The 17,071-nt window shown below is 60.8% G+C and carries 16 protein-coding genes; 4 read left to right on the forward strand and 12 right to left on the reverse strand.

What is annotated here, in order from left to right:
* Positions 1–9 precede the first annotated feature (9 nt).
* Entirely contained in the window at positions 10–2,511 is a 2,502-nt protein-coding gene (locus DFR49_RS04135; protein WP_119034528.1) for a glycosyltransferase, read from the forward strand.
* Positions 2,512–2,536: 25 nt separating this feature from the next.
* Complete coding sequence (locus DFR49_RS04140; RefSeq protein ID WP_170150910.1) at positions 2,537–3,655, forward strand: FkbM family methyltransferase; 1,119 nt, start codon at positions 2,537–2,539, stop codon at positions 3,653–3,655.
* 360 nt (positions 3,656–4,015) lie between these two features.
* Here DFR49_RS04140 and DFR49_RS22510 read toward each other — a convergent pair whose 3' ends face one another.
* From DFR49_RS22510 to DFR49_RS04175, 8 genes are all read right to left on the reverse strand, one after another.
* On the reverse strand, positions 4,016–4,126 hold the full coding sequence (locus tag DFR49_RS22510) for a type II toxin -antitoxin system TacA 1-like antitoxin (RefSeq protein WP_425454925.1): 111 nt from the start codon (positions 4,124–4,126) through the stop codon (positions 4,016–4,018).
* A complete protein-coding gene (locus DFR49_RS22180; RefSeq protein WP_245968226.1) occupies positions 4,089–4,253 on the reverse strand; it encodes a hypothetical protein in 165 nt (54 codons plus the stop codon). The genes DFR49_RS22510 and DFR49_RS22180 overlap by 38 nt, the downstream gene beginning before the upstream one ends.
* Positions 4,254–4,417: 164 nt before the next feature.
* The gene (locus tag DFR49_RS04150) at positions 4,418–5,584 is read right to left on the reverse strand and encodes a polysaccharide pyruvyl transferase family protein (RefSeq protein WP_119034530.1); all 1,167 of its coding nucleotides are present in this window, start codon (positions 5,582–5,584) and stop codon (positions 4,418–4,420) included.
* Complete coding sequence (locus DFR49_RS04155) at positions 5,581–6,534, reverse strand: WcbI family polysaccharide biosynthesis putative acetyltransferase (RefSeq protein WP_119034531.1); 954 nt, start codon at positions 6,532–6,534, stop codon at positions 5,581–5,583. Before DFR49_RS04155 ends, DFR49_RS04150 begins: the two co-directional genes overlap by 4 nt.
* A 21-nt stretch (positions 6,535–6,555) precedes the next feature.
* The gene (locus DFR49_RS04160) at positions 6,556–8,637 is read right to left on the reverse strand and encodes an FkbM family methyltransferase (protein ID WP_119034532.1); all 2,082 of its coding nucleotides are present in this window, start codon (positions 8,635–8,637) and stop codon (positions 6,556–6,558) included.
* The gene (locus DFR49_RS04165) at positions 8,634–9,647 is read right to left on the reverse strand and encodes a polysaccharide biosynthesis/export family protein (RefSeq protein WP_170150911.1); all 1,014 of its coding nucleotides are present in this window, start codon (positions 9,645–9,647) and stop codon (positions 8,634–8,636) included. The genes DFR49_RS04160 and DFR49_RS04165 overlap by 4 nt, the downstream gene beginning before the upstream one ends.
* 125 nt (positions 9,648–9,772) lie before the next feature.
* Positions 9,773–11,125 carry a glycosyltransferase family 4 protein gene (locus DFR49_RS04170; RefSeq protein WP_119034534.1) on the reverse strand — a complete coding sequence of 451 codons (1,353 nt, stop codon included), beginning with the start codon at positions 11,123–11,125 and terminating at the stop codon, positions 9,773–9,775.
* Positions 11,122–12,249 carry a glycosyltransferase family 4 protein gene (locus tag DFR49_RS04175; RefSeq protein ID WP_119034535.1) on the reverse strand — a complete coding sequence of 376 codons (1,128 nt, stop codon included), beginning with the start codon at positions 12,247–12,249 and terminating at the stop codon, positions 11,122–11,124. Before DFR49_RS04175 ends, DFR49_RS04170 begins: the two co-directional genes overlap by 4 nt.
* Before the next feature lie 233 nt (positions 12,250–12,482).
* On the opposite strand from DFR49_RS04175, the gene DFR49_RS04180 reads away from it, so the two are divergent.
* On the forward strand, positions 12,483–13,145 hold the full coding sequence (locus DFR49_RS04180) for an ABC transporter ATP-binding protein (protein ID WP_119034536.1): 663 nt from the start codon (positions 12,483–12,485) through the stop codon (positions 13,143–13,145).
* 811 nt (positions 13,146–13,956) lie between these two features.
* Entirely contained in the window at positions 13,957–14,508 is a 552-nt protein-coding gene (locus DFR49_RS04185; protein ID WP_147373636.1) for a hypothetical protein, read from the forward strand.
* A gap of 121 nt (positions 14,509–14,629) precedes the next feature.
* Here the strand turns inward: DFR49_RS04185 and DFR49_RS04190 are convergent, their stop codons facing one another.
* The 4 genes from DFR49_RS04190 to DFR49_RS04205 all read right to left on the reverse strand — a co-directional run bounded on the left by DFR49_RS04190 (position 14,630) and on the right by DFR49_RS04205 (position 16,947).
* Positions 14,630–15,175, reverse strand: coding sequence for a helix-turn-helix domain-containing protein (locus DFR49_RS04190; protein ID WP_245968227.1), 546 nt, complete (start codon positions 15,173–15,175; stop codon positions 14,630–14,632).
* Between the two features lie 312 nt (positions 15,176–15,487).
* Entirely contained in the window at positions 15,488–15,925 is a 438-nt protein-coding gene (locus DFR49_RS04195) for an RES family NAD+ phosphorylase (RefSeq protein ID WP_119034538.1), read from the reverse strand.
* Positions 15,922–16,389, reverse strand: coding sequence for a type II RES/Xre toxin-antitoxin system antitoxin (gene parS / locus DFR49_RS04200; RefSeq protein ID WP_245968228.1), 468 nt, complete (start codon positions 16,387–16,389; stop codon positions 15,922–15,924). The genes DFR49_RS04195 and parS overlap by 4 nt, the downstream gene beginning before the upstream one ends.
* Positions 16,390–16,584: 195 nt before the next feature.
* Positions 16,585–16,947 (reverse strand): helix-turn-helix domain-containing protein, encoded by a 363-nt coding sequence (locus DFR49_RS04205; protein ID WP_119034539.1) that lies wholly within the window; start codon positions 16,945–16,947, stop codon positions 16,585–16,587.
* Positions 16,948–17,071: the final 124 nt, after the last annotated feature.

Consider the following 17,071-nt stretch of genomic DNA (forward strand, 5'->3'; position numbering starts at 1 on the left):
AGAAATGCCATGATCATCGACAAGTTCAGAGTGCGAAAATCCGCTGGCGTACGGGTATCCCCTGGGGTGCATGCCATCCTGTGTAAGGCGAACAGCGCGCGTGAGATTAACGAACACGAGCACGCGGCGCGGCTCTTCCGCGAGGCGCTCGACAGGGATCCCACCCTAGCACACGTCTGGATCCAGTACGGCCATATGCAGCGTAAGTGCGAGAACTACGAAGCTGCGGAGAAAGCCTACAACGAAGCGCTGCGCCTGCAGCCTGCCTCAGATCCCCACCTGCATCTAGGCCATCTTCAAAAGGAGCGCGGCCGGATCGCGCAGGCGGCGCGCTGCTATCTCGCCGCGGCGCGGTCAGATCCCGCCAATGCCGACGCGATGGCGGAACTCCTCGCACTCATGGCCCACAACATCGAGATAACGCCCGAGGATATCATGGCTCTTATCGACTTCGACGCCGAGCTCGCGCTTGATCAACCCGATCCGGTAAAGAACGCTGCATTGCACGCCCGCACGGCGCTCGACGCGCTTGCCCAGACACTCCGACAGGAGGATACCGGAGACCAGCGCCCTCTCCTCGACACGATGTGCGCTCTCCTCGAAGAACTCGGGCCGTATATCGAATCCGGCGGCAGTCGCGAGAATACCGATCTTCAGGGAACGGCGATCATTTTCGACGTTTCCGATCTTATATCTTACTTCTCGAACGCCCGACTTCCGACCGGTATCCAACGGGTCCAGATCGAGGTGATCCGCAACGCGCTACGAGACAATCGCGGCCAGACGATCACGGTCTGTGCTTTCCTCGATAGTCGCGACGAGTGGGTCGCGATTCCGCAGACCATGTTCTTGACTTTATGCCGGCTCAGCCTGGAAAGCGGTGACCGGCACGCCGCCGAATGGATCGCGGCGACAACCAGATTGCGCCTCGCCATGACGATGTCCGAGGAGATGACCTTCCCGCACGGAGCGTTTCTGGTCAACTTAGGGACGTCGTGGTGGCTTCAGAACTACTTTCTCTACGTGCGCCAAGCCAAGGCAAAATACGGCATTCACTATGCCCCCTTCGTTCATGACCTCATCCCGGTCATGGCGAGCGAACATTGCACGAAGGAGCTTACCCAGGACTTCATCAGCTGGGCGATGGGCGCGTTTGAGCATGCCGACTATTTTTTCGTGAACTCCGAAGCCACAAAGGGCGATCTGCTTAAGGTGGCCTCCGTCTTCGGACATGACGTCAAGCCGGACAAGGTGATCGTCATTCGCCTCGATGCAGATTTTCGCAAACCCGTCGCTCGGCCATTGACGGAAAAGGCTTTGTCGGACTGGGGCATCGGGCGTTCGGATTTCGCACTGTTCGTCTCCACGGTCGAATCCCGCAAAAACCACATTGGTGCGTTTGACGCCTGGATCAATCTCATTCGCAAATACGGCGCGCGACGCGTGCCTAAGCTGGTCTGCGTCGGCAACAGGGGATGGCTAAACGATGCCGTCTATGCCCGGCTCGCCGCAAATGAGGAGTTGCGCGACCGCGTGATCATGCTGTCCGGCCTTTCCGACGCGGAACTGGATCTGCTCTATCGTTCGTGTCGCTTCACGATCTACCCGAGCAACTATGAGGGTTGGGGTCTTCCGGTCACGGAATCGCTTTGTTACGGCAAGGTGCCGCTTCTCTCTGATGGGTCCTCGTTACCGGAAGCCGGCGGGGAGTTCGCACACTATTTCGAGGCTGGCTCACCCTCCCGCCTCACCGCCGCCCTTGAGCAGCTCATGTTCGACAAGGACTTTCTCAGCCAGAAGGAAGAACGGATTCGGCGCGGCTTTGTCCCGAGATCATGGAGCGACATCGCGGCACAATTGACCGCCACCGTCCAGCTTTGGGCCGAACAGGATGGTGACACTGAGGCCTCAGTCGCACCCGCACCACTCGCGACGCTTGGTGCCTATCATCCGATCGTCCGGAATTTCGACACACGAATTTGGCGAGGCATGCGCTCCGCTGAAATCTTCCGCTCCGGCTCTAGCTGGTGGGGCCCGGACAATTGGGGCTGCTGGACGAAGGCGATGGGCGCCACGCTCGAGATCGGCGTGCCGAGCGTGGTCGAGGAACCCTTGCGGCTCTATGTGCAGCTGCACGGTTTTCCGCGTGGTGAATGCCCGTGGACAGTATCGTTGGTCGACGGCAAGTCACAAAAGGGCGTTCTGCCGCCAGGCGCGTTCAAATGGATTCACTTCGACATCGACACGATCCCGCAGGATCATGTCGTCAGATTGACGGTCGAGGGCGCATCGAGCTTCGATCTTCGCACGGTCACCGATGATGGCGACCCGCGTGTCGTCTCGACTGGCGTTGCCGGCTTCTTCCTGTGCCATGCCAGTGACATGGAGGCGCGCGCAGCCTTGCTCGAGGCCGTTGCGCTCGGCAATCTGTCGGAACTCGCGTTCAATCGCGAAGCGGATGGTGACTGCCCAATCGTCGAGAACCCAGCTCCCGCACATGCCGACGCCTGAATGCTCGGCCGGAAGGAGGGATAGCATGTCCGCGGACACGACGAGCAAGCACGCCTCGGCCGGTGACAAGCTGAAGGTCGTAAACGCAGCCGGTTCCCGTCCGACGCCGATAAAGCCGCCCACCGCACTCGATCTCTACAAGACCGCACGCCTGGGAATGGGCGCGCGCGCGACGCTCGATGACTTGTGGTATTGCTACCGTCTGTTCCTGCGGCGTCTGCCAGACGAAGCCGGATTCGGCATTTTTTCAAAGCGCGTCCACGCGGGAATGACCGTCGCCGAGCTGGTTGAACTGTTCCGCACCAGCAAAGAATATGAGGCGCGGCAACAGCAGGGGATGGAGCCCGCTCCTGAACTCACGCCGATCTCCGAAACGCAGCTTACCCCAATCACCCTCAACGGAATGAATCTCTACGCGCCGACCCCGCAGACGCCCGCAGAACTCCACGCCCATCCTTCGGAAAGCTATAAGCCCCATCTCAGAGGTCTCGTTTCCAGCGTTTTGCAATCCGGCACGTCCGTCCTGGATATCGGCGCAGGCTTCGGTGCGTTCGCGATCGCCGCGGCGCGGAAAGCGGGGCCCACGGGGCGTGTGATCGCTCTTGAGCCCGACGTTCGGCTCGTGCGCCTCCTGCTCGCCAACATCGCGTTGCACAATCTCTCGAACATCGATGTGCTGCCCTTCGCGGCGGCTGACGGGGATGGCTTCCTCTCCCTAGTCCAGCGTGACGCAATCCAGACGTCCAAAGACGTCACGCATGCTGAACTTTCAGGCTTGGCGGAGACCCCGATTGTTTATGCGCGCACGATCGACACGATCATCCCGCCAAGTCAGAAGATCGACCTGATCCGGATAGCCATCGACGGTTTCGACTATCGAGCGCTTCTCGGTGCGTCGACCCTGCTGAGGAGAGCGGTGCCGCCGATCATCGGAGAATATGCACCGGGTCTGCTCAAGGAGTTTTCAGGTGTCCCCCCGCAAACCTATCTCGAATATCTTCGGGATTGTGGCTACTCCCGCTTCGTCGCCATTACCCAGAGGAAGCAGGGCGTGGTGGATATGGGCAATGACATATCCAAACTCGCGGCCTTCCCAGCACAAATTGGCGCCGCGATGGTCGATTTCTACGCGACCCGGGATTGATCGAAAACACCGCTCAGGCCTACGGCCTCATCCGCCGTCTCCGCGGCCAGCGCTGACGCTGCACGCTGCGACCTCGCGCGCACCGCGCAAGGCGAAATTCCCCCCACGTCATGCCGTGACAGACCCTTCCGCAATGCGTCCCGCATCTGGTCGAAGACGAGCTCCGCAGGCCCGATACTATAGAAACCGAGAATCTTGTCCGGATTGGCGCCGTCAATCGCGCGAAGCTTTTTTCGCTGCCGCTTTCATGCGCCTGACGGGCATATTTCGTCAAAGATTCGTCGAGATTTCCATCACCGCAGTCAACGGCCTTACGATAACGCGATTTGCTGATGGCTGCTTCATGCCGCGCCGGTAACGTCATTTGAGGGTAGGGATCGCAGCGAGCACTGCCCTCAGCTTGGCGTTGGGTGCCGGCGGATTATCGATCAGGTCAGAAACCTTCTTGTAGTCCCGCTCCGAAAGCTCGATTTTCTCTGCTTTTGGCGATCATGGCATCGGCCTCGCGCAAGGCGGCTTGCGTCACAAAGTTCGTCATGTCGGCATGCCGTAGCGCGTCCGCGATTTTGCCTCCGGCGAGATCCGCAGGCTCATTCACTTGTTGTCCTCGCCGGCGACGCGGGGCATGGCGGCCTCCTTCCAAAATCTGTGCCCCTTCAAATCATACATGGCTGAGCCGATGGCACCAAATCGTGCATTTTGAAGGTGTACAAAATGGAGGCTGACTGCGTGGGCCAAAGCGGACTCAGGATAGCGCAGGTGCTAAAGTCCGGCAGTTCGAAGCGCGGTGTTGAGAGCCGCGAGCAGCGCAAAACGATCATCAGCCAACAGCCGGTCGTTGCTCCCGTCAGTCGAAATGTCCGTTCCGCTCATGACCGAGAAGCTTGGATAGAAGCGACTGCCAGCGGCGTAGCGCGCCAGAAGCTCTTTTGATTTTTGCTCCCTGATGCCGACGACGGCCTTCCCCCTCAAGATCGCCAGAATGCACCCGTGATATCGCGTGGAAATCACCAGATGGTGAGCGTCTATCATCTCGACGAGATCATCGACGGATGAAATGGGAACAGCCTCGGGAAAGTGGCGCGAAACGGTGATGTCGAGCGACGGCTCAATAAAACATGCGGCATCGTGCTTCGGATCGAAGTGCTGCCTTGCCGCCACAAGTTCCTTTTCGGTGCCGTGCTTGATGACGAACAGCTTGCCCTGGCCGATGGTTTTCCTCTGGTAGAATGGATCGCAGAGAACCGGATCGGGCACCAGCTGAACGTCGTCCCGATAGCCCTTGAGCGCATCTATCGAGGAGGTGTCTCGACCAGAAATAAAGCTGGCTTTTTGCAACAGGACCTTGCTTCGCTCGCAGACCGGCTTGCTGGCACCGACGCCCAGAATAACGACAGGCACGGCCACCATCGATTGCCAGCTTTCGTCGAATAGCGGTGCATGAGGATGGGATAGGAGGCCCCCGCCGCCAACTATGATGGCATCGAATTGATTTACCGCCGGACTTCGGAGGAAGGCGCCTGGCGGCAGCACACGGTCATGCCGAAATGGATAGCGTCCGGGTATCTCCGAATAGGCCCAGACCTCCAGGTCCGGGCGAACGATTTCAAGGTGGCGGCGCAGAGACTCGGCCTGGATCGCATCGCCGATGTTGCCGTTGCCATAGGCCCCGAACAAGAGAACACGCTTTCTCATTCTCGGCGCCAGAAGAAAATTGTGTCCCATGCGCGCGAGCTGCCGGAATTCATCGCTGCCCACGAGCGCGCCAATGAACTCCTCGTTATGCTCCCATTCCTTCGACGCATGAAAGGCGATGTCAGCATCGCTCGGATCGCGAAGCAGGAAGATATTGTACGCATGCTTTATGAGCGCCTCTTTCGTCAGGTCGCTCGCGGCAAGCTCGCTTGCGGCTCGAAAAATCTCGTTCATTGGTTTGCCATAGGGTTCGGTCTCGAAAAGGGGGCGGAGAGCTGGGGCAATGGCCCGAATGCGCGAGCGACGCTGGCAAAGCGTTGAAGATAGGCTTGCAGGTCAGGATTGCCGGCAATTTCTCGTCGAATGACGGCAGGCCCGCCAGCCTCGTCATAGGTTGGCGTAACCCACGCCACATAATCCTGCAGTGAAAACTCACCATGACGAAGGCGGTAGCTCACCCTTGGGCTGTCGATCTGGAGAGCGGCCTTGACCGACGGATAGAGCGGCAACGACGGAATGCTGAGATAGTCCCGCGGCGGTCGCTCGGCAGGCCAAGGAAGATCGAGGCGTTCGGAGACGGCCCGACACAGCTGAGCGAAAAGCAGCGGCTGGGGATGATTGATCGTGTGGAACAGACGGTCCTCAGCCAGGTGCTCAGCGATGAAAGCCGAGAGCGGAAGATCGATGGCAGCCGCCTCTTCGCGCAACGCAAGGTCGCGCAGGGACTGGTCTGCCTCGGCTTTCACGAACTCGGGAGCGAGAAAGTGCTCGCTTCCGACCAGTTCCGCGATCTCCGCAGGAGAATGACCATCGGCATAGAGGGCGAGAATGTGGGCGTCGTGATACGGTGGCGCTCCGGGAACATTGGGGATGACGCGTGCATAGAAAATCTGCGGGTGGTGTCCGCGGAAAAAAATGGAAGGAAAGGTCAGGACGGTTGTGCCCGGCGTGACGTGATCTCGCACATAGGACAGCGACAGAAAGTCCACGCCGCGATATCCGTCTGCGATCGGCTGGCAGATCACGACATCCGCCTCGGCGATGTCGACCAGGAAGGCCTCGCGATCGCGCGCAACGTCAATGACGTGCGCCTCCCGGCTTTTAATGGAGATGGCTGGCAAGTTGTCGGCGAGCATGCGCGCGATCGCCGAAGCCTGGCAATTTGCGTGAATGTATATGTTCATTCTGAGGCCCCCAGACAGACGCTAAAAGGGTGACTTCAAAGGACGCAGGCATAGCTGCAGTAGGCTGCCACCCGCGCGGACCCACGCCTTCGAGGCCTGATGAATCGTCTGAACCACGTGGCCCGAGCCAACCAGCTGACGTGGTTGCTCGCGGTGCAATATCTCGAAGCCATAGCCGAGCTCTGCAAAGAGCTTGAGGACCTCAGTGGCGAGCGTCTCAGATAGCCCGTCCTGAAGGAGATGTGCGTATTCGAGGAATATCGTCGGCCGGTCACCGCGTATGAGTTCAATCGCTCCCAAGGATGCGCGATACTCGCCATCCGTGGCATTCACCTTGATCACATCGACTTTGCGCAAGAGCGGACGCAGTCGGTCGAGCGAGATCACAGGCGCGGCATCGCGGCTGCTCGAATCGGAGAATGCCGCCGATCCCGCATCGTCAAGGACGCTACCGCCGATCGCGGAGGATCGCCCCGCCCGCTCGTCCCCGAGAAGAGACGCGAGCTCGATTGGCAGCAACTCGACGTTGTCCAGCTGGTTCAAAGTGATGTTATGAGCGATAATCTGGCAGTTTAATGGGCATGGCTCGATCGCATAGACGCGCCCCTCGGGCCGTACATGCTTAGCTGCGGGAATGCTGAACAGGCCCCTGCCCGCCGCAAGATCAAGAACCACAGATCCGGGGCGGCATTCGTCAAGCATATAGGGCAGCGCCCATGGTTCATTGCCATGCTTCGGGACTGGCTCCGCTGGCATCAAGAGCCGGCAGCCATGCGATTCCACTTCGACATGGCCCGCCGCTATCGCACCTGAAGCTTGTTGATATTCCGGCGACCCGATCAGGTTTGCCGTGAGCGTTTGATCGTGCAAAGCGCCATGTCGGATCATGTTCGCGTAGTGGGCCAGGCCCTCAGAGTCCGCGTCACGACCAAGCAGGGAGCGGTAAAGAAGCTGCACGATCCATTCTGAGACGATAAAGGCATCAAGATCGCCTAGATCGGTGCCCTCAACGGGCTTCCTGATCTTGTGCGAGCCAGCATCCGGCGCGTATCCCTGTTCTGCGGTGCCAGTGGAAACCAATAGCCGCGTGCCAGCTCCAATTCTCTCGGCAACATAGGTATAGGAGAACCCGAAAATCGAGGCTTTCTCGTCGGGTATCACCTCCAAAAGGCGAAAACCCTTCCCCGCGAAGAGCGAGAGAATCTCGGCTTGAGGTATGCAGTGGAATTCCCTCCAGACGGTCTCATCATCCCCCGAGAGATAGGCCACGATGTCGAAGCTGTAGCCATGCAGATAGGCAGGCAGCTGGACGACAGCGCAACCACCGATGGTCACGGATCCGAGACAGCGCCGCAGCAGGTCAATGATGACTGGGGGCGGTGCGTACTGCAGGGAAGAGACCGCGTACAGGAGAGCCGTCGCCGGCAAGTCGCCGGGTAGGTCTGCGAGACATGTCAGCTGGGCCGCCTGCGCCTGCGCCAATTCTTCAGCGCGATGTCCGCGCGCGACATCCCGCTCAAGCATTTCGATCGCGACCAATTGCGATGCGGTTTGCCGCCCCGCCCCAAGCATCCGAAAGGCTTCAACCCCAACAACCGTGACCGCCTCTGCCGATCCGCCTCGCCATCCTAAACGGCCCAGCATCCGTTGCAGGTCGGCCCATTCCGTTTTTCCGCGCTCAAGCGAATGCTCCAGATTCCATCGATCGCTGCGTGCGCCAAACCTAACCTCGTCCCTGGAAAGCTCCCTGTGATATTTGCCAAGCCCGTGCTGGCGCCACCGGTCAAATGTGCTGCGGTAGAGGTCATCAAGTTGCCGCGCACTTGCGTTGCATTCTGGAGAAACGAAATCGTGTGCCGACCGAACAATTCGCAGCGATTCCGCCAACCGGCGGTTCCGAGCCTCTGGCGACCCCCAGATCGCTTCGACGAGATCCCACACATCGGGTGCATTCGCGATGTGCACGCCGGCAACGGCCACGCTCTCCAGCTCACGGCCGAGAAATAGCTGGAACCCGCGCCTAACGTCCAAGATGCCCGGACGTCGAGGGTGGTCCGCGCGGGGCTGCAATTCCGGCGGGGCCGGTTCGTCGGCCCTGCTCATCGGGTCAGAACTCTTGCCGTGTAGAAAGGCGAGAAGAACAGATTGAGGATCTGGATCGCCTTCGTGGGGATGTTGGCGTCGGCGTTAGCGACATAGACGACGTCGCGGGGGCGCATCTCGAAGCGCTGGGTAAGAAAATAGGACATAGGATCGCGCATATTGACGCGATAGGCCACCGGCACCGCACCCTCGGCAGGCGAACCGTCTAGTTCGGCCGGCTCATAACGGAACACGAACACGGCACTTGGATTAGCCTGTTCCTCACGGGGCCCTGCGCCGCGCCCCAGTGCCTCGGCCAGCGACACGCGAGGCTTCTCGAAAGGCATCTCCGCCGGCTTGCCGGCAGCGCCGAGCAACGTGAATGTCCGTGGCCGCAACGCAACCGAAACCCGATCCTGCGGCAAAAGCTCGACATCATCGATCGATCCTGGCTCGATCACGCTGAGCGGGCCTTCCGCCGAACGTTCGCCTCGTGTGAGCCGTACCATGCTGTCGGCGGCCGGGTTCGCCGCCCCCCCAGCGATCGCGATCGCATCGAGGACACGCTCGCGCGCCAGCGTCAACGGCAGGCGCCCAGGCCTCCTGACCTCTCCCTGGACAACGACGGTATTGCTCACATTGTCTCGGATCGCCACCATCACCTGCGGATTCTCGGAGTTCGCGCGGTAGCGGTTGGTCAGAAACGCCCCAAGCTCGTCAGGCGTCAGACCGGCAGCCTGCAATCGCCCGACCCAGGGCAATGTGATCGCACCGTCCCGTCCGACAACCACCGGTGGCAATTGCTCGCCCGATCCCGTTACCGGCGCCGTGGGATCGGAAAGACCACTCCGACCGCCAAACAGGGCTGCGCCGACCTCAAACACCGAGACCTGAAGGATGTCGCCCGGTCCGATGCGATCTACCTCGCCGACCCCTGCAAGCACGGCAAGACGGCCGCGGCCAGTCGATGGCGATGCCTCGATCTCGCTGATCACTGACTCGTTCACCTCGACGATGGTGAAGCGGCCCAAGTCGCGCTGTGCATGAACGATCTCGCGCGCTGTCGGACCACTCGAGGAAAGTGAGGCACACCCAGCAAGCAGTGCAGGAAGCAAGACGATCGCAAGCCGGCAAGACATGCGGATAGGGGACGAATTCACGCGGTAACTCCGGACAAGGCAGGGGATGGAAGCTCGAGCAGGCGCGCGTGGAAGGCATCAAGAGCCGACCGATACGGGCCAAGCGCAAAAGCCTCGGCCCGTTCCTTTCCAAGCGCGACAAGCTTGGCGCGCAGGTCGGCGTCGCCATCGAGACGGACCATGGCGCGGCCGATCGCGCTTGCATCATAGGGATCAACCAGCAAGGCAGCTCCGCCGGTGATCTCCGGCAAGGCGCCCGCATCGCCAGCGATCACCGGCACGCCGGCGCGCATCGCCTCGACTGGCGGAAGCCCGAACCCCTCGTGGAGAGACGGGAACACGAGCGCACGTGCCCCGCGCAGCAGGAGAGCCAGATGCTCGGTCGGCAGATAGTCAATCCGTCGAACCTTCTCGGCCCGCGTCAATTGCTTGCCGTGCGCACCGGACAGAAGCCGAAGTTCCCTCTCCGAATGCCAGGCCGCTGGACCGGCGATCACCAGTGGCCTGTCGATCGGGGTTCCAAGATAGGCCTCAATCAGGCGGCCCACGTTCTTCTTGGGCTCAGTCGCGCCGTAAAACAGGAAGTAGCCTTGGGGCTCAAGATCGAACAGCGAGCGCAGCTGGCGCGCCTCGATCTCGGCTTCGGCCGCTGGTGCGAAACCCGGCACCGCCTGGTGGATCGCGGTAACAGCTTCGGGCGCCAAGCCAAGATAAGCCATGAGGTCGTTGCGCGAAGCCTGCGACACGGTGAGAATCTGGTCGGCCGAGGCAATGCACGCGCGTAGCAGCCGCTCGTGATAGGCCTTGTCCTCAAGACTGAGATAAGGAAGCCGCAGCGGCACGAGATCGTGGATCGTATAGATGTTGCGAGCACCAACGAGGCGCACCGGCACGGGATATGTCCAGTGCATGATTGCAGGCGGTTCGACCATGCGGACGGGTAGCAGCCGGCCATATCGTTTCAGATAGCGGCGACCGATCCAGAACAGGCGGTGGAAGGTGAACAGCCGGTCGAACGACGGGACGCGCGCGGCGACGCCCTGGCGAACGACCCGGCCCGAGATAGGAACCTCGACCAAATCGCGCGCCGCCGGGCTGAGCAGCGAGCGACGCACCTGGCCCCAAGCCGTCACCCGCTCGGGCGGCTCCTCGCCCGACCGGCCTTCGGCCAAGGCGGCGAAGAACAATGTCTCGCGCTGTTCCCGCGCACTTCGCGGATTGACGTCGAGCCCGTAGATGAGATCGATCCGCCGGCCGAGGCCCTGCAGCGCCTCTGCGAGGGTTCGCGCATAGGTCGCCACTCCCGTGCCGTGCGGGAGTGCAAGGTTAAAGCCATCTACTCCGATCCGCAGATCCGAAGGGACGCTCACCCGACCTTCTCCATGCCATCGGAGAGCGCAAGCGCCCGCGCATAGAGCGCGCGAAGCCGCCGCGAATAGCGCTCGGGCGTGAAATAGCGCGCGCGCGCGAATCCCTCCCTCCGCAGGCGGGCACACAAACTGTCGTCGCGCTCGAGCCTGCCGATCGCGTCGGCGATTGCATCGCTCCGCGCAGGGTCAACCAGCAGGGCCGCGCCGGCGGCGACTTCCGCAGTCGCCCCTCGGTCGCTTGTCAGCACAGGACAGCCCAGGGTCATTGCCTCGACAATCGGCAAGCCAAACCCTTCGGCAAGCGTGGGAAATAGCAAAGCTCGGGCCCGGCGCATCAACCCAAGCAATTCGCGGCGGGGCAAGTAGGCGAGCCGTCGCACACCCGGAAAAGCCGCGAGCTGCTCCTCGAGACTTTCCTCGCCCGGCACTCGCGGGCCAACGATCACGAGCGGCAGCGCACAGCCGCTGAGCGCATGGGCTGCGGCGATCGCCGCCAAATTCTTGCGCTGCTCGACCCGACCGCAAAATAGAAAATAGCGCCCCGTCCTGATCCCGGTCGGCAACGAAGGATCGGCCTGCAAGGGCGCATCCACCGCCTGCCACGTGCTGACCACTCGCTCGGGATCGACACCAAGGCGCTCGACGATCTCGGACCGCATAGCCTCGGTGACCGTCACCAGCAGATCCGCCCGTCGCAGAATCGCAGAGAGAATGCGAGCGTGCCGCTGCTCCGGGATGGCCGTCAGCTCCGGGTGCGTCAGCGGTATGAGGTCGTGGATCGTGTAAAGATTTCGAGCGCCGACGACATGGAGCGGAACGGGGTAAGTCCAGTGCATCACCACCGGCGGTTCCTCGAAGGCTACTGGCAGCGTGCGCCCGTGCATATTGAAGAAGACCTGCGCCTCACGAAACAGATCCGGCACCATCAGCGCGTCGGGCGCGTTGGCCGCTGCCGCCAACCGCGGAGCGCGTCGCGTCGCAGCAAGCCAACGCAAAGCGCGCGCGCGCGGTCGATGGCCATCGCCATCGCCCAGGATCAACGCCTCGGCACCGGCCTCACTCAGACAATTGCAGAGCGTGCGCGCGTATGTGCTGACGCCCGTGCCCTCTCCGTCGTTGAGCATCCGGCCCTCGATACACACGCGCACGGGCGCGCCGCCGTTTAACGTCTCAACGCGATGAACATACGCTGGATCGTATAGGCGCGCGAGGCGCTCTATATTGCTGAGCGCTTCTGTCAATTTACCTGTCCGGTGAATTTATACTTATATTTTATTCCACATTGGAAAACAATTAGTTGTAAGCCTGACTCAAATCTGCCAAGAGATCCCCCTCTCCTTCGCAATGGACGGGTGCCATGATCCGCTTCTCGAATGTCGGCATGACCTATCACGCGCGCAACCTGCACAAGGTCGTGCTGCGCGATACCAGTTTCACCATTCGCCGAGGCGATTCTCTCGGCATCTGTGGGGCGAACGGAGCAGGAAAGTCGACGCTGCTGAGGCTGATTGCCGGCGTGGAGCATCCCACGGCCGGCGCAATCCGGCGCGGCATGAGCGTTTCCTGGCCGATCGGCTATACCAGCGCTTTTCAGACGAGCCTCACTGGCGCCGACAACACCCGCTTCATCGCGCGCATTTATCGACGGCCCGTCGCTCCGCTTCTCGCCTCTGTCGAGGACTTCGCGCAGCTCGGCACCTATTTCCACCAGCCCGTGCGGACATATTCCTCGGGCATGTACGCGCGCCTCGCATTCGCGATCAGCCTCGCCATCCGCTTCGACTGTTATCTGATCGACGAAGTCATCGCAGCCGGCGACGAGCGCTTTCGCGAGCGGTCGCACGAGGCGCTCGCCGGCCGCCGGCGCGAAGGCACGCTGGTGATGGTATCCCATGCGTCCGAAACCTTGCGAGCCTATTGCCAGCGCGGTGCCGTACTCGCGAACAACACACTGCGTTTCTTCGAGACGATCGACGAAGCACTCGATGTCCATGCGTGGAATCAGCGCCGCGCGGCCTGATCGCGCCCACTCCTGTCCATCACCTTCTTTTTGCAGTGCAATCCTCCGCACCACGCCCCCCTGCTCGCGCGCTCAACTCCGACAGGGGGCACCACCCGCCTGCCCATGCGGGACCAAAGAGCATCGGCGCGCCGACGATCCAACTGCGTGAAACCACAGGAAGGCCAATCAGGAAGGAGCTGGGCCACCGCGCGTTTCTTGAAACGTCCGCGATCATGCCAGGGCAAAGGGTGAACACGGGTCCTGCTATCCCGCGTCCTAGAGCTCCTTCCGATCAGGCTCGGCCTGATTCGGCCTAGCCCCGGAACGGAACTGACGAGCCTCAATGCAGAAAACTGCGTCCAGCACGAGTCATGGACATGACATAACCTCGCAATACACCGCACCGACCAAGGGTTTTCCCTAGTTAAACTCGGCATTCCACAGCCATCGGAGGTACAGGACGTAAGCGACGACCACGTATTAATGGGGTGCCACAACGGTTAGGTCGATGATCCCGAAACGGGACTCTGGACGTGTCGGATGGGCTGTCTTCTTGCATTCGCCCAGGGTTTTGCCTACCGGTGCTGCCGCTCGTGGAGACACGAGTGGGGGCGTGGAAACCTCCTGATGACTCAGAGCCGGCCAGCTTTGGCTACCGGGCAGCGGACGCGTATGTCCAAGGCCCCGGCCTAAAGGCGTTCGCGCCTGAACTGAGTCTCAGGTTTCCAATGCCCGGTTTCGGGCTGTTGCGCTTCCAATTTCGGAACGCGCTTCCGGCTGCCCGAATGTCTCGACGGATATGAATTCGCACGCTTGAACAGGACCAATCATGGGTATGTCGCCTGACAATGGCAAATCGAACGAAGAGAATGAGGAAAGCGACGAGTTTCTTAGCGGCGTCGCTGCCGAATCCGTGAACGATGCGATCCTGATCCTGGGAGAACTGCGCTCGGGGGCTTCTGCAGCCATGCCCCATCTCAAACTCGCTCTCGAGCTGTTGGTGAGCCATAGCCACATCCAGCCTGCCGATGGCGAAACATCCCCGGCATCAGACCAGCAAGGTGCGGCAGCAAAATTGACGCTCTCGCCAATGGCTATCGATCTGATCGTCGAAAAGCGCTTGCAGGAAATGGAGTCAGGCGGTGGCGGCCTCGGCCGTAAGCGCCGCCGCGCTGCGCCCAAGGAACAATGTGACGCGGTGGCTAAGGCCAAGCAGCAAGCGCTCATGTATATGATCGAAGCGTTGGGCATCCTTGATAGCATCAACGATGAAGATGCCATACCGCACCTGCAACTCGCTATCGACCGGATCAGCGGGAACCCCTCTTCCGCGCTCTCCCGCGACTTTTTGAGCGAACTTGCAAAGCAGCAGCGCCACTGAGCGACAGGTGAACCGGCGCGCAGAAGAAAGACCGGGAGGTTATACGGAACGCTTGTAAAGCGCCGGCGTCCGCATCCGGCAGCATTGTAGGGCGATGCGGGCAATCTATGGAACTGCACAGTCAGCGGACCGGATTCAGCCTGATAATTTCGTCCCCGCGTAGCGACCCGGTCTTCAGCGTGCGGCGCCATTTCCCCGGCGTGATCCCGAGCAGACGCCGGAATGCCTTCGTATAGTGGCTCTGGTCGGAGAACCCACACTCGGCAGCAATCTGGGCCAGCGTCAGAGCATCATCATGCAACAGCGACGCCGATCGCGCGATCCTCTGTCGTAAATGCCAGCCATAGGGCGGAATGCCGACCGTATTCTTGAAGGCTTTGGTGAAATGCATGGTCGACATACCAAGCCCCTGTGCGATCTCTATCACCTGGAGGGCTCCCGTCAGTTGCTCGAACATCAATTCTTGCGCTTTCTTGAGCTGCCACTGCGCGAGCTTCGCTCCTTTCCGGCTTCGGCGGCGTCCTACCGCGGAATTCGCGTCGCTGCCCGGGACGTCTCCAAATCTGTCTTCGATGAAAGCTTGATCGCCTGCCGGCAAAGCATCATGCGCCATCAGCATCTCCCCTGAAAAGGATGCACAGGAATGCGCCACGTCGATCCGTACCAAGGCATTACCCCTTGATACCAATCGTTAACTCTCCAGCGAGCAGCGTGACGTCCGCGCGCCAGCTCATAATCATTAGACACTTGAGCGACCGCAAACTGGCAAACCGAAAACTGATCTTGACGAGGCCGGACGTCAGCTCCGGACAAAACCCGTCAAACCGTTCAATAGATTAAGAAATTCGGCACGGGGCCTATCATCTCACGCGGCCGGTTTGAGACCATGCATACTGCGACGCTCCCCCTTTCCGACGCGTAGATATGGCACCGAGTAGCTCAAAACTTTCCGTAGGAGGTCGTCCCCTGGCGCGGGCACCTAACCCATAAGACGCGGATCGAGCCGAAATGGCTCGTCGCATAGGATCTTGACGTGGCCCATCTCTGCATGCCGAACATTCAGCAGCGTGTTCCATTCCTGCGGGACGACCACGCTCCTGACGAGCAGGGCCAGCGCGTCGCCGGCCTTAAGAAACCCGTCGCCGGCAGACAGACAAGCATTGCTATCGGCGGGACTTGGATCGAGCTTGTGGATCGTGACGGTCTCCGGGATTTCGATCGTCAGCAGTCGCAGATCGTCCGGCAGCAGCTCGCCTGGCAGATCAAGGTGGACGAGAACTTCAAGCACCGCCAGGCTTGGGGTCGCAGCCGTATAGACCATCGGCCGCCCCGGCGAGTTCCAGCGACCACCCCATAGGCGGGCGCCTTCCCCGTCCAATGCGACATGGGCCTTCTTGCACAACCGATAAACAATCATGCGGCGATGCCGTGTGCCATCCGTCCCAGCAATGCTTCGACCACACGCGCGCCATGGTTCGTGTCGGCCATGGCAAGTGGCGTCTCGCCCCCAAGCACTCGGTTTTCCCGATTAAGCCAGACGTGCGCCTTTTCCGTGTCACCGAACACTTCTTCGGCCGCGGCAACAACTGCGACGACGCGCAGCAGCCGATCCGACTCGTCCGGCTCAAGCGGTTGCGCATTCTTCTGGCGACGCTTGAATGTACGAAGGTTCAGCACCGTGGGATCGATCGCATTGAAAGTTAGACCCGCTGCGGCCAGGAAATGATCGACCGATTGCGTTGGCACGCCCCGTCGGACGAGGCCCACGATGTCTCGCTCATTGTGCAGCGGGCCGGTCATTGCCTCACCGCCCAGCAGCTCCTGAATCCGTGCTACAGCCGTCATCGCGATCCTATCAATATGCCGAACCATCGTCGGCATATTGTCAATATATGGTCGAACACGCCCTGTTGCAAGTTAGGGCGCGCTCAATCGGCTCCAACCGACACGCCCCAAATCGGACATCGAGGAAGACTGCCTCTCGGGGGAAATGGCGCTCAGATCCGCGAAAACTGAGTTTGGAGGCCTTGCTTCTGCGCAATCGTCCGGCGTGTCAGGCTGCAGTGGGCCAAAGTGCTAGGACTTAGGCGCAGAACGACGTTTGCGACGCCATCGCCCAGGCGTCGTGCCCATGGTCCGGGAGAAGGCTGTAATGAAATGGCTCTGATCCGAATATCCGCACTCCATCGCGATCTCGGCCAGTGACAGATGAGCATCGGCGAGCATCCGGGTGGCATGCGCGACACGCTCATTCTGAAACCATCTATAAGGGGCAACACCAACCGAGTTTCGGAATGCCTTTGCGAAATGGGTTTCCGACAGCTCGAGACGGGCAGCAACCTCTCCGATGCGCAAGCCAGTGCGAATCTGCCCCGCCATCCCTTGCTGAGCGATCTTGACCTGCCATGGGGCCAGTCTCGCGCCGCTGCTCGGTATCATCGCTTTCCTCCCCAGGATACCGAAAGCCCTTCAAGATCCTTCGCCATCTCTCTCATCGCCGTCTCCAGCAGATGCCATGTGCGGAAGGCCACAACGTCTTCACCTCGAGATCGAGGCAAAGCTC

Origin of the sequence: Hephaestia caeni (assembly GCF_003550065.1) — a bacterium.
GTDB classification, from domain to species: domain Bacteria; phylum Pseudomonadota; class Alphaproteobacteria; order Sphingomonadales; family Sphingomonadaceae; genus Sphingomonas; species Sphingomonas caeni_A.

Bases quoted from the DNA above. Each gene is read 5' to 3' on its own strand.
- DFR49_RS04150 (WP_119034530.1), bottom strand. From the start codon at position 5,584: ATGAACGAGATTTTTCGAGCCGCAAGCGAGCTTGCCGCGAGCGACCTG.
- DFR49_RS04180 (WP_119034536.1), top strand. From the start codon at position 12,483: ATGATCCGCTTCTCGAATGTCGGCATGACCTATCACGCGCGCAACCTG.
- parS (WP_245968228.1), bottom strand. From the start codon at position 16,389: ATGCCGACGATGGTTCGGCATATTGATAGGATCGCGATGACGGCTGTA.
- DFR49_RS04195 (WP_119034538.1), bottom strand. From the start codon at position 15,925: ATGATTGTTTATCGGTTGTGCAAGAAGGCCCATGTCGCATTGGACGGG.
- DFR49_RS04140 (WP_170150910.1), top strand. From the start codon at position 2,537: ATGTCCGCGGACACGACGAGCAAGCACGCCTCGGCCGGTGACAAGCTG.
- DFR49_RS04205 (WP_119034539.1), bottom strand. From the start codon at position 16,947: ATGATACCGAGCAGCGGCGCGAGACTGGCCCCATGGCAGGTCAAGATC.
- DFR49_RS04160 (WP_119034532.1), bottom strand. From the start codon at position 8,637: ATGAGCAGGGCCGACGAACCGGCCCCGCCGGAATTGCAGCCCCGCGCG.
- DFR49_RS04175 (WP_119034535.1), bottom strand. From the start codon at position 12,249: ATGCTCAACGACGGAGAGGGCACGGGCGTCAGCACATACGCGCGCACG.
- DFR49_RS04135 (WP_119034528.1), top strand. From the start codon at position 10: ATGATCATCGACAAGTTCAGAGTGCGAAAATCCGCTGGCGTACGGGTA.
- DFR49_RS04185 (WP_147373636.1), top strand. From the start codon at position 13,957: ATGGGTATGTCGCCTGACAATGGCAAATCGAACGAAGAGAATGAGGAA.
- DFR49_RS04155 (WP_119034531.1), bottom strand. From the start codon at position 6,534: ATGAACATATACATTCACGCAAATTGCCAGGCTTCGGCGATCGCGCGC.